At 65.0% G+C, this 23384-nt stretch carries 20 protein-coding genes and 1 tRNA gene; 8 read left to right on the top strand and 13 right to left on the bottom strand.

The genetic code is table 11. The features are described from left to right. Positions 1 to 259: 259 nt before the first annotated feature. On the top strand, positions 260 to 2392 hold the full coding sequence (locus BWQ93_RS00460) for a TonB-dependent receptor (RefSeq protein ID WP_077028803.1): 2133 nt from the start codon (positions 260 to 262) through the stop codon (positions 2390 to 2392). A gap of 266 nt (positions 2393 to 2658) precedes the next feature. On the opposite strand, the gene fabG is transcribed toward BWQ93_RS00460, so the two are convergent. From fabG to BWQ93_RS00435, 5 genes are all read right to left on the bottom strand, one after another. Then, a complete protein-coding gene (gene fabG, locus BWQ93_RS00455; protein ID WP_077028802.1) occupies positions 2659 to 3399 on the bottom strand; it encodes a 3-oxoacyl-[acyl-carrier-protein] reductase in 741 nt (246 codons plus the stop codon). 4 nt (positions 3400 to 3403) lie between these two features. Further along, complete coding sequence (locus BWQ93_RS00450) at positions 3404 to 3874, bottom strand: GxxExxY protein (protein ID WP_077028801.1); 471 nt, start codon at positions 3872 to 3874, stop codon at positions 3404 to 3406. Between the two features lie 46 nt (positions 3875 to 3920). Continuing rightward, complete coding sequence (locus tag BWQ93_RS00445; protein WP_077028800.1) at positions 3921 to 5879, bottom strand: beta-propeller domain-containing protein; 1959 nt, start codon at positions 5877 to 5879, stop codon at positions 3921 to 3923. 278 nt (positions 5880 to 6157) lie between these two features. After that, a complete protein-coding gene (gene fabD / locus BWQ93_RS00440) occupies positions 6158 to 7096 on the bottom strand; it encodes an ACP S-malonyltransferase (protein WP_077028799.1) in 939 nt (312 codons plus the stop codon). 45 nt (positions 7097 to 7141) lie between these two features. Beyond that, the gene (locus tag BWQ93_RS00435; protein WP_077028798.1) at positions 7142 to 7969 is read right to left on the bottom strand and encodes an LD-carboxypeptidase; all 828 of its coding nucleotides are present in this window, start codon (positions 7967 to 7969) and stop codon (positions 7142 to 7144) included. 153 nt (positions 7970 to 8122) lie between these two features. On the opposite strand from BWQ93_RS00435, the gene BWQ93_RS00430 reads away from it, so the two are divergent. The 5 genes from BWQ93_RS00430 (at position 8123) to BWQ93_RS00410 (ending at position 11556) form a co-directional block, all read left to right on the top strand. After that, entirely contained in the window at positions 8123 to 9502 is a 1380-nt protein-coding gene (locus tag BWQ93_RS00430) for a Mur ligase family protein (protein ID WP_077028797.1), read from the top strand. Positions 9503 to 9852: 350 nt separating this feature from the next. Next, positions 9853 to 10230, top strand: coding sequence for a 30S ribosomal protein S6 (gene rpsF, locus BWQ93_RS00425; RefSeq protein ID WP_077032110.1), 378 nt, complete (start codon positions 9853 to 9855; stop codon positions 10228 to 10230). A gap of 11 nt (positions 10231 to 10241) precedes the next feature. Next, positions 10242 to 10466, top strand: coding sequence for a 30S ribosomal protein S18 (gene rpsR, locus BWQ93_RS00420; protein ID WP_037517582.1), 225 nt, complete (start codon positions 10242 to 10244; stop codon positions 10464 to 10466). Between the two features lie 14 nt (positions 10467 to 10480). Continuing rightward, positions 10481 to 11110, top strand: a complete 630-nt coding sequence (rplI, locus tag BWQ93_RS00415; protein WP_077028796.1) for a 50S ribosomal protein L9 — start codon at positions 10481 to 10483, stop codon at positions 11108 to 11110. A gap of 197 nt (positions 11111 to 11307) precedes the next feature. Continuing rightward, a complete protein-coding gene (locus tag BWQ93_RS00410; protein WP_232314694.1) occupies positions 11308 to 11556 on the top strand; it encodes a hypothetical protein in 249 nt (82 codons plus the stop codon). Here the strand turns inward: BWQ93_RS00410 and folE are convergent. Then, positions 11550 to 12146 carry a GTP cyclohydrolase I FolE gene (folE, locus tag BWQ93_RS00405; RefSeq protein WP_077028794.1) on the bottom strand — a complete coding sequence of 199 codons (597 nt, stop codon included), beginning with the start codon at positions 12144 to 12146 and terminating at the stop codon, positions 11550 to 11552. The two genes, BWQ93_RS00410 and folE, sit on opposite strands and share 7 nt — an antisense overlap. Before the next feature lie 437 nt (positions 12147 to 12583). On the opposite strand from folE, the gene BWQ93_RS00400 reads away from it, so the two are divergent. Next, a complete protein-coding gene (locus tag BWQ93_RS00400) occupies positions 12584 to 15568 on the top strand; it encodes a TonB-dependent receptor (RefSeq protein ID WP_077028793.1) in 2985 nt (994 codons plus the stop codon). Between the two features lie 144 nt (positions 15569 to 15712). Here BWQ93_RS00400 and BWQ93_RS00395 read toward each other — a convergent pair whose 3' ends face one another. Continuing rightward, entirely contained in the window at positions 15713 to 18382 is a 2670-nt protein-coding gene (locus tag BWQ93_RS00395; protein ID WP_077028792.1) for a TonB-dependent receptor, read from the bottom strand. A gap of 434 nt (positions 18383 to 18816) precedes the next feature. Between BWQ93_RS00395 and BWQ93_RS00390 the strand changes: the two genes are divergently transcribed. After that, entirely contained in the window at positions 18817 to 19221 is a 405-nt protein-coding gene (locus tag BWQ93_RS00390) for a hypothetical protein (RefSeq protein WP_077028791.1), read from the top strand. A 5-nt stretch (positions 19222 to 19226) separates the two neighbouring features. Here the strand turns inward: BWQ93_RS00390 and BWQ93_RS00385 are convergent. The 6 genes from BWQ93_RS00385 to BWQ93_RS00360 all read right to left on the bottom strand — a co-directional run bounded on the left by BWQ93_RS00385 (position 19227) and on the right by BWQ93_RS00360 (position 23382). After that, positions 19227 to 19302, bottom strand: a tRNA-Phe gene (locus BWQ93_RS00385). Between the two features lie 94 nt (positions 19303 to 19396). Continuing rightward, positions 19397 to 19591, bottom strand: a complete 195-nt coding sequence (locus BWQ93_RS00380) for a DNA gyrase inhibitor YacG (protein WP_077028790.1) — start codon at positions 19589 to 19591, stop codon at positions 19397 to 19399. After that, positions 19581 to 20555, bottom strand: a complete 975-nt coding sequence (locus tag BWQ93_RS00375; protein WP_077028789.1) for a ribonuclease — start codon at positions 20553 to 20555, stop codon at positions 19581 to 19583. The genes BWQ93_RS00380 and BWQ93_RS00375 overlap by 11 nt, the downstream gene beginning before the upstream one ends. Then, positions 20548 to 21120 (bottom strand): Maf family protein, encoded by a 573-nt coding sequence (locus tag BWQ93_RS00370; RefSeq protein WP_077028788.1) that lies wholly within the window; start codon positions 21118 to 21120, stop codon positions 20548 to 20550. The genes BWQ93_RS00375 and BWQ93_RS00370 overlap by 8 nt, the downstream gene beginning before the upstream one ends. A gap of 14 nt (positions 21121 to 21134) precedes the next feature. Beyond that, positions 21135 to 21353, bottom strand: a complete 219-nt coding sequence (gene infA / locus BWQ93_RS00365) for a translation initiation factor IF-1 (RefSeq protein ID WP_010162480.1) — start codon at positions 21351 to 21353, stop codon at positions 21135 to 21137. Between the two features lie 73 nt (positions 21354 to 21426). Next, a complete protein-coding gene (locus BWQ93_RS00360) occupies positions 21427 to 23382 on the bottom strand; it encodes an alpha/beta hydrolase family protein (protein WP_156878070.1) in 1956 nt (651 codons plus the stop codon). Between the last annotated feature and the right edge of the window lie 2 nt (positions 23383 to 23384).

The raw sequence follows: 23384 nt of genomic DNA, 5'->3' as shown, positions 1-23384 counted from the left end.
GACCGAACCGCATCTCCAATATTCAATTCGCGCAGAGGCGCAGAGGCCGCAGAGAGGATGGCTTTTCCTCCCTGCGGCCTCTGCGCCTCTGCGCGAATATCATGATGGCCTTCGGCGCCTGCCGCCCGAAAACCACCCCTCTCCATCGACGGACGGCCCCCTGGTCCCGACGAACCGCACGAACCGGTCCTTGCCATTGTAACAGTATATCATTACTGCCGCCGCAATAGTCGCCAACCAGAACAGGAAAAATCTCCCCATGCGCTTGCTTGCTTCCGCCGCCTTTTCCCTCGGGCTGGTCCTCGCCGCCCCCGCTTTCGCGCAGGAGCGCGGCGCCGCCGGCAGCGACGACGATGTCCACACCGGCGACCCGATCATCGTCACCGCGCCCTATGTCCGCAGCCTCGATATCCTGGGCAACGTCTCGGTGCTCGAGGGCGAGGAACTGGCGCGCGACATCCGCGGGCAGATCGGCGACACGCTGACCCGCCAGCCCGGCGTGTCGGCGACCAGCTTCGCCCCCGGCGCCTCGCGCCCGGTGCTGCGCGGCTTTTCGGGCGAGCGCGTGCGCGTGCTGACCGACGGCATCGGGTCGATCGACGTGTCGAACACCTCCGCCGACCATGCCGTCACGATCGACCCGCTGACCGTCGAGCGCATCGAGATATTGCGCGGCCCCGCGGTGCTGCTGTTCGGCAGCCAGGCCATCGGCGGCGCGGTCAACCTGTTCGACCGGCGGATTCCCAGGAAAGTGCCGACCGACCATGTCCATATCGACGCGATCGGCGGCTATGCGACCAACGCGAACGACCGCAACATCGGCAGTTCGATCGACGTCGCGCTGGCGCCGAACCTCGTCGCGCATGTCGACGGCAGCTGGCGCAAGACCGGCGACGCGCGCGCCGGCGGCTATGTCTATGCGCCGGGCATCCGCGGCGACCTGCTCCACCTCGCCGAGCACGAGATCGAGGAAGGCCATGCCGACGAGGCCGCCGAACTGACCGCGCAGGCCAACAGCCGCGGCAGAATCCCCAACACCGCGAGCGAAACCTGGACCGCCGCGGGCGGGCTGTCGCTGATCAACGATGGCGGCCAGCTCGGCGTGTCGGTCAGCTATTATGACAGCAATTACGGCGTGCCCGATCGCCCGAACACCGCGCACGAGCATGAGGGCGAAGAGGAAGGCGACGATCACGGCCATGAGCATGGCGAAGGCCCAGTCACTATCGGGTTGAAGCAGTGGCGCGCCGACCTGCGCGGCGAGGTCGAGATGGGCGACGGTTTCTTCGACAAATTGCGCATTCGCGCGGGCTATGCCGATTACCAGCACACCGAGTTCGAGGGCGACGAGGTCGGTACCGTCTTCTACAACAAGGGCGTCGAGGGCCGGCTCGAGCTGGCGCAGAACGACCGCGGCGGCTGGCGCGGCGCGAGCGGGGTGCAGTATAGCCACCGCGATTTCGACGCGGTGGGCGCGGAGGCCTTCGTACCGCGCAACCTGACCGACCAGTTCGCGGTCTTCACGCTGCAGGAGTTTGAGGCGGGCCCGCTCGGGCTCGAAGCCGCCGGCCGCTTCGAGACGACCAGCGTCCGCGCCCCGGCGCTGGGCATCGAGCGCAAGTTCGACAGCTTCTCGGGCGCGCTCGGCGCGACCTATGACATCAGCGAAAGCGCCAAGTTCGGCGTGTCGGTGGCGCGCGCCGTGCGCGCGCCGTCGGCCGAAGAGCTGTTCTCGAACGGTCCCCATGTCGCGACGCAGAGCTTCGAGCTCGGCGATCCGAATTTGAAGCGCGAAGCGAGCTGGGGCGCCGAGGCCTCGTTCAAGCTCAAGACCGATGCCTTCAACCTGAGCCTAACCGGCTATTCGAACTGGTTCGACGACTTCATCTATTCGGCCGCGACCGGCGCCGAAGAGGACGAGCTCCCCGTCTTCCAATATTTCCAGCGCGACGCGAAGGTCTATGGCTTCGAGGCCGAGGCGAGCGCGCGGATCGCGCAGATCGGCGGCTTCAACATCGTCGGCGACGTCACCGCCGACATGACGCGCGCGACGATCAAGGGCGCGGGCGCCCACCGCAACGTCCCGCGCATCCCGCCGCTGCGCGTGCTCGGCGGTCTGGAAGCGCAGGGCGAGCGCCTCGACGCGCGCGCCGAGGTCGAATGGACCGACGACCAGAACCGCGTCGCGCAGTTCGAGACGCCGACCAAGGGCTTCACCCTGGTCAATGCGTCGATCACCTGGCGTCCGCTGCCCGAGACCAAGCATCTGTCGCTGACCCTCGCCGCGAACAATATCTTCGACGTCGATGCGCGGCGCCACGCGAGCTTTACCAAGGATTATGTGCCGCTCGCCGGCCGCGACATCCGCCTGACCGCCCGCGCGAGCTTCTGACCCCTCTCCGAAGGGTCGCTCGGGAGGGAGGCCGGGTCCGGCACCGCCGCCGGACCCGGCCGATATTTTGGGAGTTATGGCGACCCGGCTTGATCCTCCCTGTCGCGCAGCAATGGGGAGGGGGCCATGCGAAGCATGGTGGAGGGGCAGCGGCCCTGGGCCGAGGTCTCAGGCCTCGGCCCCTCCACCGCCTTCGGCGGTCCCCCTCCCCACGGCTTCGCCGCAGGGAGGACTAGGAACGACCGCTTCCGCCCGATGCTAGCCCCTTACGATAGCATCGCCATGCCGCCGTTCACGTGCAGCGTCTGGCCGGTGACATAGCCCGCTTCCTTCGAGGCGAGGTAGACGACGGCGGCGGCGATATCGTCGCCCTCGCCCATGCGGCCCGCGGGGATGCGCGTGTTGAGCGCCTCCTTCTGCGCGTCGGGCAGGTCGGCGGTCATCGCGGTGGCGATGAAACCCGGCGCGACGCAGTTCACGGTGATGCCGCGGCTCGCCAGTTCCTGCGCCAACGACTTGGTCATGCCGGTGACCCCCGCCTTCGATGCGGCATAGTTGGCCTGCCCGGGGTTGCCGGTGGCGCCGACGACGCTGGTGATCGAGATAATGCGCCCGAAGCGCGCCTTCATCATCGGCTTCGCCGCGGCGCGCGCGAGGCGGAAATTGGCCTCGAGGTTGATGCGGATGACGTCCGACCATTCGTCGTCCTTCATCCGCAGGATGAGGTTGTCGCGCGTCACGCCGGCATTGTTGACGAGGATATCGAGCTTGCCGAGCGCCTCGACCGCCGAAGGGACGAGCGCGTCGACTTCGGCGCCATCGCCGAGGTTGCACGGCAGCGCGACATGATCGCCGCCGAGGCTGTCGCGAAACGCACTCAGCTTGTCAGCATTGGAACCCGAAACCGCGAGCCGCGCGCCTTGGGCGGCAAGCGCGTGCGCGATGGCCGAGCCGATACCGCCCGAGGCGCCGGTAACGAGGGCAGTCATGCCGGTGAGATCGAACATCAGTCTATCCTTGCAATGGTCCGGTCGATCCGGACGTCGGTATATCAAGATTTTCGCGCAGAGACGCAGAGGACGCAGAGTCTTTATGGTCGTTTACGAGACGGCGAATTCCCTGCTTCAACGTCGGCTCCCCGAAATTGATGAGCAGGCCGACGGGCATATGCAGCAACCGGAGATAGGTGAGAACCTGTTTCGCGTGCACGGGGTGCAAATTTTCGGTGGATTTGACCTCGACGACCAGCCGGTCGTCGATCACCAGATCGGCCCGTGCGACCTCGCGAAATTCAATCCCGTCGAAAATGACGTCGATCGGACGTTGCCGATCGACCTTGTAGCCCATCGAGGCCAAGCGCCCGGCAAGGATCGTTTCATAGACGCTTTCCAGAAGCCCCGGCCCGATCTCGCTGTGCAGGCGCATCGCGACGCCGATCACCTCGTGCGTAACTTGGTCGATATGGAGCGCCGCCTCGCCCATCCCCCGCCAACTCTCTGCGTCCTCTGCGCCTCTGCGCGCAAATCTTCTATCCCGACCGGCCACCCCCACGCGGCGTAAAGTCGATACGCGTCTTTTCGCGTACCTTCCCGTCCTGCCAGCGGCCCTCGACAAGCTCATAGCCCATCAGTGCGAAGATGCGATTGCCAAAAAACACCGGGCGCGCGTTGCCGTACCAGTCGACGCACGAGGCGAGGCAATGGTCGTCGCGCTCGCCCGGGCGCGCGTCGAGCGTGCCCGCGAGCGACAGGTCGCGTGCGGCGCGGCGGAGGTAGAGGATCGACGCGGCGCTGCCGAGGAACCTGGTGCCGTCGTCGCTGCCGCGCATCACCGGCAGGCCGAGCAGCCCGTCGTCGCCTTCGCTGCCCGGATCGGGGCGATAGAAGAAGGCATGGCTGCGGTTCTCGCCCTCGGCCGCCGCGGGGAAGGCGTAGCGGCTGGCGAGCCGCGGGGCGCCGTCGAGCGCGACGGTGGTGAAGGTCAGCGCGCCGCCGTCGCCCGAGCCGACGATGATCGCGTCGCGGCCCATCATGTCGATGCGCCCGACCTGGTGCCCCGGATCGAGCGGCACGACCTTGCCGCCCTTGACGGGCACGGCGTAGAGCGCGGCCTGCTCGCTGCCCTCCTTGCGCAGGTCGCGGCGGACGCGGCCGCCGGCGTAGAGCAGCCAGTCGCCGATGAAGCGGCTCTGGCGCTCCCAGCCCTCGACACCGGGCAGCGCGCGGAAGTCGGCGGGTTTCACCTTTTCGCCGCCGTCGCCGAAGCGGTTCGCGGCGAGGTGAAGCAGCGCCATGTCGCCCTCGTCGTCGCGCTCGGGCGCCCACATCGCATCGCCGCCGCCCTCGGCCATCGTCAGGACGTTGAGCGAGCCGTCGCCTTCCTCGCGGAAAGAGAATTGGTCGAGCGGCATGCCCGCGACCTCGACTGCCTGCGGTGCGCCGCCGTCGAGCGGGATGCGGTAGAGCATCGCGCGATTGTCGCTGTCGTAGCTCGTGCCGAGGCCGGCCCAGACATAGACCGCGTTTTGCGAGACGTAGAAGCTGCGCGACCAGGTGCCGAGCACATTGGTCGCATCGCAGTCCATGTCGTCGTCGCCGAGGTCGCAGATCATCACGCTGTGCAGCATGTCGCCCGCGAGGTCGGGGTCGCCCCACGACGGCTGCGGCATATAGATGTCGCGCGCGCCGGTGAAGGACTTGAAGGCGCCGACCTTGCCCTTCCGCCACTCGGCGAGCGCGGGCATCGCCTCGTCGATCTCGCCCCAGATCGGCAGCGGCGCATAGAAGATCAACTTGTCGCCGATCAGCCGCGAGGCGTAGTTGCGCGACGAATAATAATCGCCCGAGCGCAGATAATGGGTGTCGCGCCACGTCAGCTTGCCGTCGGCGGAGAGGTCGAAGCGGTTCACCTCGGTGCCGCTGCGCGCATAGCTGTAGCCGAGCACGACGACGGTATCGCCGCTGACCAGCATCTCGTCGTACCAGGTGCCGTCGGGCTCGCCAGTCTTGCCGGGAAAGACGTCGACCGCGGCGATCGGCCGCATACCGCCGCCCGACGCGTCGATCGTGAACAGCCGCCCGCGACGCAGCACGATGAGCAAATCGCCCTGCTTCTTGACGATGCCACCCTCATCGACCCCGGCGGTCTGGACGTTGGTGATGCCGTCGGGATCGACCCTGGCGGCAGCGGGCGCGGGCTCCTCGAGCGCGACCGCCATCGCGGGGGGCGGCTCGGCGGGGGCGGAGGCCGCGTCGGCGGAGGCGGTGGTCGATTCAGCCACGGCGAGGTTCTGGACCGACTGGCGCTTGGCGACGAAGGCCTTGAGTTCGGCCTCGCTGGCAAAGGCGCGCATACGACCCGAAGCGCCCGTCGCGGCGGCGATCTGCTGCGCCACGGGCGCCACTGCGCCCGACCACAACGGCGACACGATCAGCGCGCCGACGATGGCCCATTGGCCGAAAGCCCAAATGCGTGTGAAACCGTCCATCGCCTCTCCCTTGGCTTGAACCGATGGGCGATGATACATCATTACTTCAGTAGAGAAAAGGGCTTTATCTTCAACGTTGGCACCGCGCGGCGATGCTGCGATTATCGGTTCACGCGGAGGCGCGGAGAAGGAAAGAAGAAAGAGAGGGGATTCGCGCAGAGGCGCAGAGATCGCAGAGGAAAAGGATTAAGGGCGGCAAAGCCGCCAATTCTCTTTTCTTCTCCGCGTCTCCGCGTGAACAAATTTCTCTGCGCCCTCTGCGCCTCTGCGCGAATCCCTTAAAGCGCCTTCAGCAGCGCCTCGATGTCGTCCATCGAAATCACGCTGATCACCTCGACCTCGCCCGACGCACTACGCTTGACCATCGGGCCGAGCACCTTGCCGCCGAATTCGACGAAATGTCCGACGCCGATGTCCTCCATCGCGCCGACGCTCTCGCGCCAGCGGACGCGGCCGGTGATCTGTTGCACGAGCAGGTCGCGGATGCTGTCGGCGTCGCTCACCGGGCTCGCGATGACATTGGCGACCACCGGGACGAGCGGCGCGGCGGGCGGGTTGGCGCCGAGCGCCTCGGCCATCGCGTCGGCGGCGGGCTGCATCAGCGGGCAATGGAAGGGCGCCGAGACGGGCAGCAGCACGCCGCGCTTGATGCCATAGTCCTTTACCATAGCGACCGCGCGCTCGACCGCGCCTTTGTGGCCCGAGATCACGACCTGCGACGGGTCGTTGTCGTTGGCGACGGTGCAGACCTCGCCCTCGGCGGCGGCATCGGCGAGTTTCTGCGCGGTGTCGATATCGGCGCCGAGCAGCGCCGCCATCGCGCCGATGCCGACGGGCACCGCCGCCTGCATCGCCTGCCCGCGCGTCTTGAGCAGCCGCGCGGTGGTCGCGAGGTCGAAGGCCCCCGCGGCGCAGAGCGCGCTATATTCGCCGAGGCTGTGCCCGGCGACATAATCGGCCTTGGCCGCGAGGGTGACGCCGCCTTCTTTCTCCAGCACGCGCAAGGTCGCGATGGCGTTGGCCATGATCGCGGGCTGGGCGTTTTCGGTTAGGGTGAGCTGGTCCTCGGGGCCTTCGGTCATCAGCTGGAACAGCTTCTGCCCCAGCGCGTCGTCGACCTCCTGGAACACCTCGCGCGCCGCCGGCGACGCGTCGGCGAGCGCCTTGCCCATGCCGACCGACTGGCTGCCCTGACCCGGAAAGATGAATGCGCGCATATTGCGTCCCCTAGCGTAATTTTGAATTGCGCCGCGCCTATTCCCTCACCCCCCGCGATGCAAGCCGAAGGGCACGACCTTGTTCGTCGCGTCGTGGCCGATGTCGGCCCGGCCGAGATACGGGATATCGCAGCGCGCGCACCAGTGGCGCGCGATCTCCTCGGCATCGGCGCCGAACGGACGATCGTTGTCGAGAATATCGCTCACCCGCCCGAGCCGCAGCCCCGCGAGCCCGCGCGGTCCGAGATAGCTCGCGATATGGAAGAAGGCGCGGTCGAACGCATAAAGATATTCGCTGACCTCCTCGACCAGCAGGATATGGCCGCCGAGGTCGGGTTCGAGCGGGGTGCCGAGCAGCATCGATAGCGTCATCAGGTTGAACGCTGCATGGCGCGCGCCATGCTGAAGCCCCGGCTCGCACGCCGCGGGATCGCGCGCGACGAGCCAGTCGAGCGCGCGCAGCACCGCCGCATCGCCGCCCTCGCGGCGGATGTCGGCGACCATCGGGCCATGCGCGACATGGTCGAAGCCGTCGCGGTAGAGACAGGCGAGCAGATTGCCCTGGTCCGAATAGCCGAGGAAGGCCTTGCCGCGCGCGACATCGGTCATCGCCGCGACCGCCTCCTCGGCGATACGGCACGCGCCGTAACCGCCGCGCGCAAACCACAGCGCGTCGATGTCGGGGCGGTTCGCCATCTCGACCAATGCCGCGAAACGATGCCCGTCCTCGCCCGCGAAATGGCCGTGGACCGCGAAACATTGCGGATCGAAGATGAGTTCGATGTCGGGATAACCGAGGCTGGCGAGCGCCCGCACCGCCTCGGCGTCGTCGGGCAGGATGGGGGTCGAGGGGGCGACGATTCCGATGCGCATGACCGGCCTTCAAATTCCGTTCGTGTCGAGCGAAGTCGAGACACCCCGAAGGCATGCGCCAAGTCGAGGGGAATCTCGACTTCGCTCGATGCGAACGGAAAGGGAATGTCGCCCTGTGTTGCAAACCCTTCGCCAAGGCCATAACGCCGCGCCATGGCGGAAAACAAATCCTATTTCTTTTGCGGCATCGGTGGGTCGGGCATGTTGCCGCTGGCGATGATCGTCGCGGCGCGCGGGGCCAAGGTTTCGGGCTCGGACCGCAGCCGCGACCAAGGGCGCAGCCCCGACAAATTCGCGTGGATCGAAAGCCGCGGCATATCGCTCGCGCCGCAGGACGGCAGCGGCGTCGCCGCCGGCCAGACGCTCGTCGCCTCGGCCGCGGTCGAGGACAGCGTGCCCGACATCGCCGCCGCCAATAAGCTCGGCCTGCCGCGGATGACGCGCGCCGACCTCAACGCCGCGCTGTTCAATTCGGCCAGCCAAGCGGTCGGCGTCGGCGGCACCAGCGGCAAGTCGACCGTCACCGGCATGATCGGCTGGATCCTCGAGCGTAGCGGTCACAAGCCGACGGTGATGAACGGCGCGGTGATGCGCAACTTTGCGAGCGAAGCCACGCCCTTCGCCAGCGCGCTGGTCGGCGACCCCGCGACCTATGTCAGCGAAGTCGACGAAAGCGACGGTTCGATCGCGCGCTACCGCCCCGAGGTCGCGGTGATCACCAACATCAGCCTCGATCACAAGAGCCTCGACGAACTGCACGCGCTGTTCGGCGATTTCGCCGCCAAGGCGCGGATCGCGGTGGTCAACGCCGACGATCCCGAATCGGCGCCCTTGCTCGCGGGCTCCAATGTCGCGCGCTTCGGCTTCGGCGAAACCGCCGGCATGCGCGGCAGCGATTTCGAGGCGCTGCCCGACGGGTGCCGTTTCACCGTGAGTTTTGCGCATACGACGCGCGAAGTGCGGCTGCGTATGCCGGGCCGCCACAATGCCACCAACGCGCTCGCCGCGATGATGGCCGCCCGGGCGCTGGGCGTTCCGATCGGCGATTCGGCGACGGCGCTCGCCGATTTCACCGGACTCGCGCGCCGCTATGAGGTGCTCGGACAGGCGGGCGGCGTGACCGTGATCGACGACTTTGCGCACAACCCCGACAAGGTGGCGGCGACATTGGCGGCCGTGGCCGAACTGCCGGGCCGCGCTTTGCTCTTTTTCCAGCCGCACGGTTACGGCCCGCTGCGCCAGATGGGCAAGGAACTGGCGGCGAGCTTCGCCAGCGGCATGCGCGACGGCGACAAATTATACGTCTGCGACCCCGTCTATTTCGGCGGCACCGTCGACCGCAGCATCGGCAGCGAGGCGCTGGTCGCCGACATCGTCGCGGGCGGCGGCGATGCGGTGCATCTGACGACGCGCGCCAATTGCGGCGCGGCGATGCTCGACGAAGCGAAACCCGGCGACCGCATCCTCATCCTCGGCGCGCGCGACGATACGCTGACCGATTTCGGGCATGAATTGCTGGGGAAGCTGGGATAATTCCTTCCCCCCTTGCGGGAGAAGGATACGAAGCCTTTGCGCGAAGCGCCTAGGCGCAGTTGGATGAGGGGTCTGCGAGCCTCCGGCTTGCGCGGTCCCTTGGACCGCAACCCCTCACCCAGCTTCGACTAGGCAGCAAGCTGCCAAGTCTCCACATCCCTCTCCCGCAAGGGGAGAGGGGCAACTCCCCTTGCTTTCCGCCGCCGAATCTGTATAGGCGGCCCGCATCGGGGCGAGGCTTTGAGCCATCGCCCCGTTTGCTTTGCACCATTTTTGCAGGGCAGGACGACAGCCGGAGGGGCCTGCGATTGGCGCAGGTCAACGATCGGCCAAATGAAGGAAGCGCGACCATGCCGTTCTACGAGCATGTCTTTATCGCGCGTCAGGACCTGAGCCAGGCTCAGGTCGACGCGCTGGCGGAAACCGTTACCAACGTCATCGGCGAGTATAAGGGCCAGGTTCACAAGACCGAAACCTGGGGCCTGAAGCAGCTCGCCTACAAGATCCAGAAGAACCGCAAGGGTCACTATGTGATGCTGTCGGCCGAAGTATCCGGCGAAGCCGTCGCAGAGATCGAGCGTCAGGCCGCGATCAACGAAGACATCATCCGCTGGATGACGATCAAGGTCGACGAACTCGAAAAGGGCCCGTCGGTGATGATGCGCAAGCAGGAACGTCGCGGCGGTCGCGGCGAACGTGGCGGTCGTGACCGCGACGGCGAAGAATAAGGAACACGACCATGGCACGACCCTTTTTCCGCCGCCGCAAGACCTGCCCCTTCAGCCAGAAGGACGCACCGGTCATCGATTACAAGGACGTCCGCCTGCTCCAGGGTTACCTGTCGGAGCGCGGCAAGATCGTCCCGTCGCGGATTACCGCGGTGTCCACCAAGAAGCAGCGTGAGCTGGCAAAGGCGATCAAGCGCTCGCGCCACATCGGCCTGCTCCCCTACATTGTGAAGTAAGGAGGGCCGGTCCGATGGAAATCATCCTGCTCGAACGTATCGAGAAACTGGGCGGTATCGGCGATGTCGTCACCGTCAAGAACGGCTTTGCCCGTAACTATCTGCTGCCGAACAACAAGGCGCTTCGTGCGAACGAAGCCAACCGCAAGCTGTTCGAAGCCAACCGCTCGAAGATCGAGGCCGACAACGCCGAACGTCGCGGCGACGCCGAAGGCCGCGCCAAGGACATCGACGGCAAGCAGGTCGTCCTGATCCGCCAGGCGTCGAACACTGGCCAGCTCTATGGCTCGGTCTCGGTGCGCGACATCGTCGACGCGCTCGCCGAGGACGGCGTGACCGGCGTCACCAAGGCGATGGTCGAGCTCGAACGCCCGATCAAGTCGCTCGGCCTGGTCGACGTCAAGGTCAAGCTGCACCCCGAGGTCGCCGTGACCGTCGGCGTCAACGTCGCGCGCTCGCCCGACGAAGCCGAAATGCAGAAGCAGGGCATCGACGTCATCGCCGCGATGTTCGAGGAAGAACAGGCCGAGGCGGTTGCCACGGCGCTGGAACCCGACAGCGAGGACGAGTTCGAAGACGCGACGCCGCCTTCGGTACGCGCCGCCGAAGAAATCCCGGCTGCGGACGAGGGCGAAGAAGCCTAAGCTTCTTTCACGCATCGCACAGACAGAAAAGGCCTCGGAACGATTGTTCCGGGGCCTTTTTCTTGGTGGCTGCGATGTCGGGCGGTGGCGGCTTTGTCGTGGGAAAGCGCCTTGGAAAATGATAGTTGGGTTCCATTATGTCGCGCAATTCAATCCAAGATTTCATCCGGGCATGCCAGCTATCGGATGATGCTGGCTTGCAGATCGCACACGCGCGGTTCGACGGTATCAACTTCGGCTACTGGTACGTCGAGGTGAGAAAAAAAGGAAAGCCAGCGCGGCAACTCCTTTGGGAAGCCCGCGACCGTTGGTTCATTATTCGAACTCTGCAATCCGATGGCTCGTGGGCCGATGACGAGGAGATAAGGGAGTCGGATTCGGTGGCGCTCGATGATCTGATAAAACGGCTAAGCGATTACCATAACGCAAACCCGCTGTCTCAATAACCCATCAGCGCCAGCACTTCCTTGCGGCTGCGCTCGTCGTCGAGAAAGCAGCCCAGCAGGCGGCTGGTGACCATGCCCACCCCGGGGGTGCGCACGCCGCGGCCGGTCATGCAGCCGTGCTGCGCGTCGATCACCACCGCGACGCCGTGCGGCTGCAGATTGTCCCAGATGCAGCGCGCCACTTCGGCCGTCAGCCGCTCTTGCACCTGCAATCGCCGCGCATAGCCGTTGAGCACGCGCGCCAGTTTGGAGATGCCGACGACGCGGTCCTTGGGCATATAGGCGATCGACGCCTTGCCGGTGATCGGCGCCATATGATGCTCGCAGTGCGACTGGAACGGAATGTCCTTCAGCAGCACCAGCTCGTTATAACCGCCGACCTCTTCGAAGGTGCGCGACAGGTGGATCGCCGGCTCCTCGGCATAGCCCTGGCAATATTCGAGCCACGCCCGCGCGACGCGCTTGGGCGTGTCGAGCAGTCCCTCGCGGGTAACGTCGTCGCCGGCCCATGTGATGAGGGTGCGGACCGCATCGAGCACATGCTCGGGCACCACCGCCTTGCCGTCGGGTCCCACTTCCACTTTGCTCATCCGCGCGCCTTCACTGTTGCTTTCATGTCGCACATTTCGGCGCGATTGTGCCATTACGCAACCCCGCCCCGCGAAGAATTTCCTGTCGCAAAACAAGTTTACGTTGCGGAATCGGACCTTTTTCCGGCGGGCGAGGCGCAAGAATATTTCTGTGCAACATCGCTGAACAAGTGACTTGACGCTTTCGTCAACTAAGCGCAATTTTGCCGGCATTACAGAACCTGCCGAAGCAGGTCGTGATCGGAGATGCCGGTATCAGTCCCCGGGTGCCGGTGGGAGAGGACGATGCCCAGCACAGCTGGCTACACTTGTTTGCGCGCGCGCCTGCGCCGGATCGACGCGGTCCGGCGCCTGTAGCCCTATCTGGACATATCCCCTCCCGATTGAACGATGCAATTGGGCGGCCCGCGTCGCGGGCTGAAAAAGGGAGGCACAATATGAAGTTCAAGGCACTGATCGGCACCTCGATCCTTGCGATGTCGGTCGCGAGCCCGGCGTTCGCGCAGGACGCGGCGGACGAGACCGAGCGCGATGCTTTCGGCGGCGAAATCGTCGTCACCGCGCAGCGGCAATCCGAACGCCTGCAGGACGTTCCCATCGCAGTCAGCGCCTTTTCGACCGAGGCCCTCGAGGCGCAGCAGATCAAGACCCCGTCGGATCTTCAGCTGACCCTGCCCAACGTCACCTTCACCAAGACCAACTTCACCGGCGCCAGCTTCACGATCCGCGGTATCGGTGACCTTTGTGTCGGCACGACCTGCGACAGCGCGACCGCGATCCATCTGAACGGCGACCCGCTCTTCTCCACCCGCCTGTTCGAAACCGAATTCTTCGACCTCGAGCGCATCGAGGTGCTGCGCGGGCCGCAGGGCACCTTGTTCGGCCGCAACGCGACCTCGGGCGTGGTCAACGTCATCACCGCCAAGCCCAAGCTCGGCGCCTTCGAAGCCGCCGCCGAAGCCGAATATGGCAATTATGATTCGATGAAGGGCAAGGCGATGGTGAATATTCCCATCGGCGACACCCTTGCGCTGCGCGTGGCGGGCATTTACCTCAACCGCGACGGCTATACGAAGAACCTGTTCCTTGGCAACCGCATCGACGACCGCGATCTGTATTCGGTGCGCGGTTCGATCCGCTGGGAACCCACCCCTGACACGACGGTCGATTTCCTCGCCTCCTATTTCCACGAACGCGACAATCGTACGCGCATCCAGAAACAGCAGTGCCAGCGCGACCCGACCGGCATCCTCGGCTGTCTGAACACCCGCCGCGACAATGCGCCGTTCAACGGCAACGCGACCTTCACCGCCGCGCTGACCTCGCGCGAGTTCCTGGCGATCCAGGGCATCCCGACGGCGTTCGCGCTGGGTAGCCTCTATGGCCCCGACGTTTACGCCAACACGACGATCCCCAGCGACCCGCGCGTCGTAAACACCGCTTTCACGCCGCAATATTTCACCAGCGAGCTGACGCTGCAGGGCGAAATCGAGCATAATTTCGGGCCAGTCTCGCTGCAGGTTTCGGGCCAGTACCAGAAGGTCAAGCTCGACTCGATGCAGGACTACAACAGCAATGTCGGCAACCGCGCCCTTTATGCCGGCGGTCTGAATACGCTGGCCTTCTTCGCGGCGAACGGCATTCCGACAGGCCTGCCCGCGCCCGCGCCTGCCTTTGTTCCGGGTTCGGCCGCTTACTTCGCGCCGGTCGCCGCGGCGATCATTCCCAACGGCCCGAACGGCGACCTCTGCACCTCGCTTCCCGAGGAAACTGGCTTCGGCTCCTTCGGCGGCAACAAGATCTGCGACGCGACGTCGCTGCAGTTCGACCGCTCGAACCAGTATAATACAAGCTGGTCGGCAGAAGCGATTTTGAGCAGCGACCTCGACGGGCCGTTCAACTTCCTGCTCGGCGGCATCTACGCCGATTATCACCTGACCGAGAACAGCTATTATGTGAACGCGTTCCCGATCGACTATCTGACGGGCGTTCTCGGCGCATTCAACAGCTTCGCCAACGGCTTGCCTCCATCGTTCCTGGCGACGCCGTTCTTCCGCAACAACACCGATGACCTGAAGATCACCTCCTACGGCATCTTCGGCGAAGCCTATTTCGAGTTCAGCGACCGCGTGAAGCTGACCGCCGGCCTGCGGTACAACAACGACAAGAAGAGCGTGCTGGCACGATCGACGCTGGCCAGCTTCCTGACGCCGATCGGACTGAACAGCGACACCGTCTTCGGCTCGCCCTTCGTCGGATCGTTCGACGCCGATCCGGGCACGCCGGGCAACCAGATCATCCAAGCGCGCAGCGTGAAGTTCAACAAGCTGACGGGCCGCGCCGTGCTCGACTTCAAGGTCACCGACGACAATCTGCTCTACGTCTCCTATTCGCGCGGCTATAAATCGGGCGGCATCAACCCGCCGCTGCAGCCGATTTTCGCGGTGCCGGAGAGCTTCAAGCCCGAGCAGGTCGACGCTTTTGAAATCGGTTCGAAAAACACCTTCGGCAACGGCGAACTGCAGCTGAACCTCACGGCCTTTTACTATAAATACAAGGATCTGCAGCTCAGCAAGATCGTTGCCCGTACCGCGGTCAATGACAATATCAACGCCAACATCTGGGGTTTCGAGGCCGAGGCGATCGTTCGTCCCGTCCCGGAATTCGTCGTCAATCTCGGCTTCAGCTATCTGAACACCGAAGTCGCCGGCGACGAGTTCAGCAGCAACCCGCGCGATTTCGGCGGTGGCCGCGCCGATGCGGTGATCATCAAGGATATCACCAACGCGGCCAACTGCGCCGTCGCCTCGACCTCGGGCAGCGTCGCGGGGGTCAACGGCTACGTCAACCAGATCAACTCGCTGATCAACGCGGGCGCCTTTGCTGCCAACGGGGTGCGCGGCGGCGCGGGGCTGCAGGGGACGACGCCTTTCCCGTCGGATGGCGGCATCGCGTCGACCGGCGCGTTCAGCATCTGCGGCATCCTGCAGGCTGCCGCGGCGACCGTCGGCCCGGCTTTCGGCGGAGTCGAGGTCTTCTCGGCCGGCATCCCCGTCAACCTGAAGGGCAACAAGCTGCCGCAGGCGCCGAACTATAAATTCTCGGCGGGTGCGCAATATACGAACGGCTTCGACAACGGCATGTCGCTCGTGCCGCGCTTCGACCTGGCCTATACCGGCGACAGCTATGGCAGCATCTTCAACGGCAACGTCAACAAGATCAAAGGCTATGCCCAGGTCAATGCGCAGATCCAGCTGAACGGCACCGACGACAAATGGTATGTGAAGGGTTTCATCCAGAACCTGTTCGACGCCAACAGCGTCACCGGCCTGTACGTCACCGACCAGTCGTCGGGTAACTACACCAACATCTTCACGCTCGAACCGCGCCGCTACGGCATCGCGGCAGGCGTGAAATTCTAAACTTCCCCGGGCGGCGACGCCCAAAAGAAAACCCGGCCTCTCGGCGGAGAGGCCGGGTTTTTCCATGCCCGAAGGCGGTGAACCGAAAGCCCAAAGACCCGAAAGAGAGGAGCGGACAAACCGCCCCTCACTCTCCCCGGTTTGTTAGAATTTGAAGCGGCCGGTGACACCATAGGTGCGCGGCTGGCTGGGATAGCCGGATACGCTGCCCGCCTGCGCGACGGCCGGGAAAATGGTCGTCAGATACTGCGCGTTGGTCAGGTTGCGACCCCACACGCCCAGCTCGAAGCCATTGTTCAGCTTGACGGTGAACGACGCATTGAGCGAGTTGACTTCGCGCTTCAGATTCTGCGCGACGCTCTGCGGAATGCCGTTGCCGAGGCCTTCGACGATCTGGACCGGACTTTCATACGCATAGTCGACATGCGCCACAGCGCGCGTTCCGCCGGCGAACTCATAGGTGTAGGTGCCACCGATCGACATCGACAATTCAGGGATGCCGGCGGGCGTGGTGCCCGAGAGATCGCCGAACGCCGAGTTGACGAAGCTGTCGTATTTGGCGTCGAGATAGGTGGCCGCGAGGGTCAGGTTGAGCCCGTCGACCGGACGCACCGAACCGTCGAACTCGATCCCGAAGGTCGACTGCTTGCCGGCGTTGGCGAGTGCGAAGCCGGTTCCGGTGAAGATGTTCGACTGGAAGCCCTTGATCGACTGCTTGAACACGGCGACGTTGACCGCGGCGACCGACCACTGGCCTTTCAGGCCGAACTCGTAAACGGTCGATTCTTCGGGATCGGCGAAACGCGAACCCGTTCCCAGATTGGGCACGCCAAGCCCGCCAGCGATGATCGCGGGCAGATCGGACGCCAACGGACGGCTGTCGCGCGACAGGTTGACCGAGCTCGCCTTGAAGCCCGTCGCATAGGTCGCATAGACGTTGACCGTGTCGGTCAGTTCATAAGCGGCGCGAACGCTGTACGAGAAATCGCTGTCGTTCGTCTTGCCGGGCTCGACCGCGTTCGGCACGTTGAGGAACGGCGGCAGGAACTGAAACGGGCGCAGCGCCAGGAACGGGTTGCCGACGGTGAGCGGATTGCCATCGGCCGCGGCCTGCGCTGTCGTCAGATTGGCGTTGAGCGCACCGAACTGGTTGGCACCGGCCACGATCTGACCAAACCCGGCGGGCTGCGCCTGCGCAAAGGCCTGGATCTGTGCGGCACTGGCAAGCTGGCCGGCGGGCAGGCCAAGCAAGGTGCCGACCTGCGTTGCGATCGCCTGCTGCGCCAGCACTCGTCCGCCCGAGCCGGCAAGGTCGATGCCCGAAAATACGTCGCTGCTGATGACGTTGGTGGTGAAGCGCTTGCGATCCTTGGTGTAGTTGCCGCCCAGGGTCAGCGTCAGCCGATCGGTGACTTCGAAATCAACCGTGCCAAAGATCGAGAAGGCTTCGTCCTTCAGCGTATAGGCTTCGTCGAGTCCGTCACCGGCACGGAAGAAGCTGCCCGTATAGTTGGTGCCGTTCGCCGAACTCAGCAACGCCTCGAGCGTATTGACATTGAGCGCATTGGAGCTCGACGCGCGGATCAGTTGGTCGGCATAGGGCCGGAACTGGGTGCCGAAGCGGATGTCGTTCTTCTGGTCGATCTTCTCGTTGAAATAATAGCCGCCGAGCAGGAAGTTGAACGGGCCATCGAAGTCCGACGTGACGCGGAACTCCTGGGTGAAGGTGTCGATTCCCAGATCCTGGCTGTTCTCGCCGATCAGGTCGGCGCCGGTGAAGTCCGAATCCTGGTTGGTCAGCGCGCGCACCTGACGATAAGCGGTGATCGAGGTGAGCGCCAGGCTGCCCAGATCATAATCGATCTGCGCCGATCCGCCGTAGTTCTCGATCTCGTTCGACGACAGGAAGTTGTTGTACACATCGTACGAGAAGGGATTGTTGGCATCGACGCTCGGGCCGCCGGCCAGCGCATTGGTGATCGCGACGGTCGGCCCGGCGATGACGTTGCCGGCGATGCAGCAATTCTCGTCGATCTTGTCGTAATCGCCGATCAGGCGGATCGACAGCGCATCGGTCGGTTCGAACAGCAACTGTCCGCGCACGCCCCAGCGGTTGCGGTCGTTGACGTCGGTGCCGAGCTTCAGGTCCTGAGCATAACCGTCACGGCGGTTGTAGCTGCCGCCGATCGAAAAGGCGACGGTGTCGCCGATCGGTCCGGTGACGTCGCCCTTGACGGTGATCGCATCGAAATTGCCATAGGTCGCCTCGACCGAACCGCCGAACTCATATTGCGGCTTTTGCGTGACGATGCTGATGACGCCCGCCGATGCGTTCTTGCCGAACAAGGTTGACTGCGGGCCGCGCAGCACCTCGATGCGTTCGACATTGGGAAGATCGCCGATCTGGGCGGCCGAACGCGAGCGATAGACGCCGTCGATGAAGACGCCGACCGACGGTTCGATGCCGGCATTGTTGGCGCCATTGCCGAAGCCGCGGATGATGAAGTTGGTATTGGCGCTCGACTGCAGCTGCGAAACGCGCAGGCTGGGCACCGACGTTTGCAGGTCGATGAGGTCGCGAATCTGCGATTCCTCGAGCTGCGCCGCCGACGTCACCGAAACGGCGACCGGGGTATCCTGCAGCGTCTGTGACCGCTTCGACGCGGTGACGATGATCTCATTGCCGTAATCGGTGGTGTCTTCCACGGCGGCGGCGGCGCCATCGGCCGGCGCGGCCTCCTGGGCATAGGTGAAAGCGGGGGTGGTCGCGGCGCACAGCATGGTGGCGCCCAACAAAATGTTGCGCAAGGTCATGGGGTCTCTCTCTCCAACCCGGCGAAGCGTGGCGTTGCGGCCAAAGGAGGGGATGCTCCGACGGGAACTCGCCGCTCTAATCGCCCGGTACGCCGCGTCAACGCGGCGCGGCGTCACCCAAAAGTTTTTCGGGGGATTAGTGGCCAAAAAGCAACAGTTTGCACCGCAACATAAAGCGAAAAGCGACGCCAACACTGGGCGGCCGCAAATTACCCCACGGCAGCGCCTCGCGTCCGGGAATGCGGCGAGATTAACGAAGGGTGCGGAGAAGTCGCGCGAAACGCGGTCGGGGTTAGCTTCATCGCTATCGGCCCAGCGATGCCGCTGGTTTTCGGATGCCGATCCGTATCGCTACGGGACACCCCTGACATGCTCGGCAACCAAGCCGGAGAAGGCGACGTTTTCGCGTCATCTTTTTGCAAAAGGACAAACGCATGCGCACCTTCATTCTTCTCGCCGCTTCGGCGACCTTGCTTGCAGCCTGCACCAATTCCGACGATGCGGCCGAAGAAAGGCTCGAAAAGACGGCCGAAACAAGTGCCACGGTTGCGGGACCCGTCCCCGCCGCTTTCGGACTCAGCGAAGCGCAGCTGCTCAACGTCGATATCGTCGGCGCCGACGGCAAGGAAGTCGGCGATGTGGCGCAGGTGTTGCGGGCGCCTGACGGAAAGGTCGATCGATTGCTGGTCGAGCTCGAGGGGAGCAATCCCGACCGCTATGTCGAACTGCCGGTGCTCGGACTCACCACCGTCGTCCGCGACAATGAAACCGATCTCGCCACCTCGATGACGAAGGACGAGCTGCTTGCACTGCCCGAAGCCAAATTGCCCTTGCCCTGAAATAATGGTGCCTGGGGACGGGATCGAACCGCCGACACTGCGATTTTCAGTCGCATGCTCTACCAACTGAGCTACCCAGGCACGGGCCTCGCGGACCGACCGGGCCGCTGGCGAGCGGCGGCTATAGGCAGGGCTTCGCGTCCTGTCCAGCACCTTTGTTGCGCTTATTTTGCGCCTATTCGTCGGTGAAATTGTCGACGTCGGCGATGCCGTCGGGCGGCTGGTCGGCGGGCACGCGATAGTCCTCGCCGAACCAGTTGAGCAGGTCGCGGTCGCGGCAGCCGCGGCTGCAGAAAGGCTTGTGCTCCTCGGCGCGCGGCTTGCCGCAGAGTGGGCAGGCACGCGGCCAGGCGGATGCATTATTGGGCATGGCCCGGTCCTTTGATGGTACAATCGGCGACGATCCCGACCGGGCGCCCGGTGCGGGTCTGCAGCATATGGGTCCAGTCCGGGCGCGCCGCAATATGATCGGCGACCTTCGGACGCGTGGTCAGCGTCAGCACCCCCGTCCTTACCGCGCGTTCGGCGTGGCGCAGCAGGAGCGCGGCGTCGGTGGCGACGGGGTCGAAACGGATCTGCTCGACCAGCGAGGGGCGCTCGCGGCGGCGGATGATCTGCATCAGGCCGAAACCGTTGGTCCCCGTGCGCTCGAAGGGTTGCGGCAGGTTTTCGTCGACCAGCGCGTCGACCGCCAGCCGCTCGGCCCGGCTGCGCAGCGAGGGAAAGTCGATCCCGATCGACCCGCCGATGCCGCAGCAGCGGATGACCTGCACGGCGGCGACGGCACCGGCCCTAGCGAGCGCGAATGCATCGCCTTCGCCGTCAATGTCGATCAGCGTCATCGCGGGGGTCGTATCGACCCAGAGCGCGCCGCCGGGAAAGGGCCAGTGGCCGGAGCGGACATGGTCGATCAGTTCGGACCAGCCCGCCGCTTCGAGCCGGTCGGGGCCGTGCGCGCCGATATCGGTCACGGGAATGTCGCTCGCAGCCAGCCGCGCGCGCAGGTCGGGTCCGTCGGCCAGTACCGCGCCCGGCTCGGCAAGCCGCGCGCGCGCCGGTTTGTCACGACCGCGTTCGCGCAGCGCCATGCGGGTCACCTCAACGGTGAGTTTGCTGCCCAGCGAAATGGCAGCCGGCAGCCCGGCAATCGTCGCCACGGGTTCGCCCGGCGCATCGAGGACCAGCTTGCCGGGCTCGGCCAGCCTTGCTTCGAGGATCGCGCCGATCCGCGGCCCCTCCCCCTCGCGCTCGATCCGGGCCTCGACGATCCGCCCGTCCGCGACCAGCGCGGCGCGCGCCTCGCCGATCCCGGCCTCGTAGAGCCACTCAGCCAAAAGCCACGCCCGCGGCGGAGAGCAGGCTGCGCGTCTCGAACAAAGGCAGGCCGACGACGTTCGAATGGCTGCCCGACAGGAAGCGCACGAAGCTTTCGGCGCGGCCCTGGATCGCATAGCCGCCCGCCTTGCCCATCCCCTCGCCGCTGGCGACATACCAGTCGATCTCGGCGGAGCTCAGCGCCTTGAAGGCGACGATCGTGTCGACGGTGCGCACGCGCGTCTTGCCGTCGGGGCCGACGACACAGACCGCCGACCAGACATGGTGCCGCCGCCCCGACAAGAGGCCGAGCATGCGGCGGAGGTCGGCCTCGTCGGCGGGCTTTTCGAGGATACGGCGACCGACCGCGACGGTGGTGTCGCCCGCGAGCACGACCTCGTCCGCGGCGCGTTCGACCGCCAGCGCCTTGCCCTCCGCAAGCCGCGCGACATAGGCGCGCGGCAGCTCGCCCTTCAACGGCGTTTCGTCGATTTCGGGGGCCGCGATGCGCGCCGGCGTCACGCCGATGCGCGCGAGCAGTTCGAGCCTCCGCGGCGACGTCGAAGCGAGAACGAGCGCGGGCATCGTAGCCGCGCCGCTCACTTGAAGCGATAGGTGATCCGACCCTTGGTCAGGTCATAGGGGGTCAGTTCGACGAGCACTTCGTCGCCGACGAGAACGCGAATGCGGTTCTTGCGCATCTTGCCGGCCGTGTGGCCGAGAATCTCGTGGTCATTTTCCAGTTTGACGCGAAACATCGCGTTAGGAAGCAGTTCGACCACCTGGCCGCGCATTTCCAGAAGTTCTTCTTTCGCCATCAATCCTCAAACGGTCTGTAATAAACAGGATGCGCGCCCATAGCCGCAAATCGGGGCGATGGGAAGCGGTCTGTCACCCCGCCGGATTATGCTTCGCGAGGAAGGCGTCGAGCCGGTCGAACCAGTCCTTCTGGTTCGCGGGATCCGAGAAGCCATGCCCCTCCCCCGGATATTCCCGATATTCGAAATCGAGGTTTCCGGATTTCTTGAGCGCGGCCACCAGCTTCTTCGACTGGCTGACCGGCACGATGCTGTCGTCGTCACCATGCGCGATCAGCACCGGCCGGGTCAACCGCGCGACCTGCTGGATCGGCGACACCGACGACAGGTCCAGCGTGGCGTCGCCGGTCACCCGCGCTTCCCATTTGGCCCGGCCCTTCTTCGAGAAGAAGCGCCGGTCATATTTCAGGATCGCCGCCCAGTCGGTGACGCCGGCGAAGCTGGCGGCGCAGCGATAGCGTTCGGGGTTGCGCATCACCGCCCATAGCGCCGCATAGCCGCCGTAGGACGCGCCGACGACGCACACCCGGCTCTTGTCGATGACGCCTTGTTCCGCCAGCCAGTCCATCCCGTCGTCCAGATCGTCCTGCATCTTGACGCCGATCTGGCCGCGCCCCGCGTCGTCGAACGAGGTGCCATAGCCCCCCGACCCGCGGTAATTGGGTTGCAGCACGGCATAGCCGCGATTGGCCATCAACTGGACCTGCGCGTCATATTCCAGCTTGTCGCGTACGCCATAGGGTCCGCCATGGGGAAAGATGATCAGCGGCAAGCCCTTGGGGTCGCGACCCTTGGGCAGCGTCAAGAACGCCGGAATCTCCATGCCGTCGCGCGCCCGGTACGAGACCGCCTTGGTCGTCGCGAATTGCTCGGGCGGCAGGCTGGCCTGCAGCGCGCCCAGAAAGGCCATCTCGCGCGTCGCCCTGTCGAGCAGATAATAGGCGCCGGGATCGTGCGGGGCCGTCGCGAGCACCAGCATCCGCTGTCCGTCGCGGCTGCGCGAGGTGACCCACGCCTGCTGGTCGGCAAGCGCCTTGTCGATCTGGACCTGCTGCTTCTTCTTCGCCTCGTCGAACCAATATACCCGGTCGCGATCGTCGGTGTAGGATGCGCCCTCCAGCACCGAGCCGTCGTCGTTCAACCAATAGTCGTCGATGTCATATTTTTCGTTGCCATAGACGAGATCGCCGATCTCGCGTGTCCGGTAGTTGAATTTATACAGCGCCTTGCGCCCCGTTTTCTTGTCGCTGAGGACATAGCCTTCGTCCGATCCCCGCACGACGCGCGCGACATCGATCCAGTCGTCCTCTTCGTCGGGCCGCACCGCGCCGATCATCTCGAAGCGCTCCTCGGCGGCGCGGCGGTAGAAGAATTTGGCCTTCCGGGCTTCCCAGCCGACGCCGATGCGGACGATCCCCGCCTCGTCGGCATACCATTCCCATACCGGCTGCCGGGCCTTGACGATCTCGGTCATCTTGCCGTCGGGCAGCGTCACGCGAAAGACCGACGGATAGTCGTAGATGGTCTTCTGGATCGAAAGGAGCAGATATTGCCCTTCGGGATCGACATACAGCACGTCGTCGCCCTCGAGCCCCTGATCCTTGCGGCGGATGACGCTCGACACCCCGGTCACCGTATCGTGGAGCACCAGATAGGTGCCGCGCGCTTCCTCGCCGAAATATTGGACGTTCATGCCCACCGCGATCAGGATCCGGCTGTTGCCCGCCCAGCGAATCCAGGCCACCTCTGCCTTGTCGGGGATTCCGAAGGACACCTTGTTGCTGTCGTTCAGGGGCCGATAGGCGATGAACGGCTTTCCGCCGACCCGGCCGCGATAGAGGATGCGCTGGCCATCGGGCGACAGCTTCACGTCGGAAAAATCTGGTAGTTGCGCCAGATCGGCAGTCGCGATTCGCGCCGGACGCTCTTCGGCCGCCTTCGCTGCCGGCTCAGCCGCCATCGCTCCCGGCCCGGTGCCGGCCAGAAGCAATGCACCCGTAATCCACTTCAATATTGCTCGACCCGACATGC

It is taken from the genome of Sphingopyxis sp. QXT-31, from assembly GCF_001984035.1.
Lineage (GTDB): Bacteria > Pseudomonadota > Alphaproteobacteria > Sphingomonadales > Sphingomonadaceae > Sphingopyxis.
This window is presented reverse-complemented; position numbering and strand designations above follow the sequence as displayed.

Excerpts from the sequence above, each read along its gene's own strand:
- rpsR (WP_037517582.1), top strand. The coding sequence starts at position 10,242 with ATGGCACGACCCTTTTTCCGCCGCCGCAAGACCTGCCCCTTCAGCCAG.
- BWQ93_RS00460 (WP_077028803.1), top strand. The coding sequence starts at position 260 with ATGCGCTTGCTTGCTTCCGCCGCCTTTTCCCTCGGGCTGGTCCTCGCC.
- BWQ93_RS00445 (WP_077028800.1), bottom strand. The coding sequence starts at position 5,879 with ATGGACGGTTTCACACGCATTTGGGCTTTCGGCCAATGGGCCATCGTC.
- infA (WP_010162480.1), bottom strand. The coding sequence starts at position 21,353 with ATGGCGAAAGAAGAACTTCTGGAAATGCGCGGCCAGGTGGTCGAACTG.
- folE (WP_077028794.1), bottom strand. The coding sequence starts at position 12,146 with ATGAGCAAAGTGGAAGTGGGACCCGACGGCAAGGCGGTGGTGCCCGAG.
- BWQ93_RS00360 (WP_156878070.1), bottom strand. The coding sequence starts at position 23,382 with ATGTCGGGTCGAGCAATATTGAAGTGGATTACGGGTGCATTGCTTCTG.
- BWQ93_RS00370 (WP_077028788.1), bottom strand. The coding sequence starts at position 21,120 with ATGCCCGCGCTCGTTCTCGCTTCGACGTCGCCGCGGAGGCTCGAACTG.
- BWQ93_RS00380 (WP_077028790.1), bottom strand. The coding sequence starts at position 19,591 with ATGCCCAATAATGCATCCGCCTGGCCGCGTGCCTGCCCACTCTGCGGC.
- fabG (WP_077028802.1), bottom strand. The coding sequence starts at position 3,399 with ATGTTCGATCTCACCGGCATGACTGCCCTCGTTACCGGCGCCTCGGGC.
- BWQ93_RS00435 (WP_077028798.1), bottom strand. The coding sequence starts at position 7,969 with ATGCGCATCGGAATCGTCGCCCCCTCGACCCCCATCCTGCCCGACGAC.
- rplI (WP_077028796.1), top strand. The coding sequence starts at position 10,481 with ATGGAAATCATCCTGCTCGAACGTATCGAGAAACTGGGCGGTATCGGC.
- BWQ93_RS00400 (WP_077028793.1), top strand. The coding sequence starts at position 12,584 with ATGAAGTTCAAGGCACTGATCGGCACCTCGATCCTTGCGATGTCGGTC.
- fabD (WP_077028799.1), bottom strand. The coding sequence starts at position 7,096 with ATGCGCGCATTCATCTTTCCGGGTCAGGGCAGCCAGTCGGTCGGCATG.
- BWQ93_RS00450 (WP_077028801.1), bottom strand. The coding sequence starts at position 3,874 with ATGGGCGAGGCGGCGCTCCATATCGACCAAGTTACGCACGAGGTGATC.
- BWQ93_RS00390 (WP_077028791.1), top strand. The coding sequence starts at position 18,817 with ATGCGCACCTTCATTCTTCTCGCCGCTTCGGCGACCTTGCTTGCAGCC.
- BWQ93_RS00430 (WP_077028797.1), top strand. The coding sequence starts at position 8,123 with ATGGCGGAAAACAAATCCTATTTCTTTTGCGGCATCGGTGGGTCGGGC.
- rpsF (WP_077032110.1), top strand. The coding sequence starts at position 9,853 with ATGCCGTTCTACGAGCATGTCTTTATCGCGCGTCAGGACCTGAGCCAG.
- BWQ93_RS00395 (WP_077028792.1), bottom strand. The coding sequence starts at position 18,382 with ATGACCTTGCGCAACATTTTGTTGGGCGCCACCATGCTGTGCGCCGCG.